This is a genomic window from Paraburkholderia sp. SIMBA_027 (genome assembly GCF_046535315.1).
GTDB classification, from domain to species: Bacteria; Pseudomonadota; Gammaproteobacteria; order Burkholderiales; family Burkholderiaceae; genus Paraburkholderia; species Paraburkholderia tropica.
On record NZ_JAWRWY010000130.1, the window covers coordinates 1 to 417 of the forward strand.

At 38.1% G+C, this 417-nt stretch carries 1 protein-coding gene; it reads right to left on the reverse strand.

Translation table 11 applies throughout. The features are described from left to right. The coding region (locus SB764_RS38445) for a Gp37-like protein (RefSeq protein ID WP_410866526.1) at window positions 1–376 on the reverse strand (376 nt) is incomplete at its 3' end. Window positions 377–417 lie beyond the last annotated feature (41 nt).

Genomic DNA, 417 nt, shown 5'->3' on the forward strand with positions numbered 1-417 from the left:
CCAAAGATACTTTCCAGCCTACACCAGTAAGCTTAGAAACTTCTTCTAATACATTGTTAAGCTGCATGTGCTTACTTTCGAAAGTGACTTCATTTCCTCTTAATAAGTCCGGTGCTAAAGTTACCAAAGGTATTTTACGACTTACTTCAGTAGGATTAACTAGATGGTTGTTTACAAAATGCTTCAGTACTGTTTCAGCAGTACCAGTAGCAGTATCGTGTAATTGTCCGGCTGGTGCTATAGCTATTCGCTGCTTTGTAACGCCATTTAATGTCTCACCAGTAATAATCCACGTTTCCGATTGTTTACCTGATTCATCTAAACCGATTTCACGGCTTCTAATGATTCCCACCTTTTCAGGATTGTTGTCTATCATTATCAGATTCTTCTTCTGAAGCTTGTTTACGTGGTTTTTAT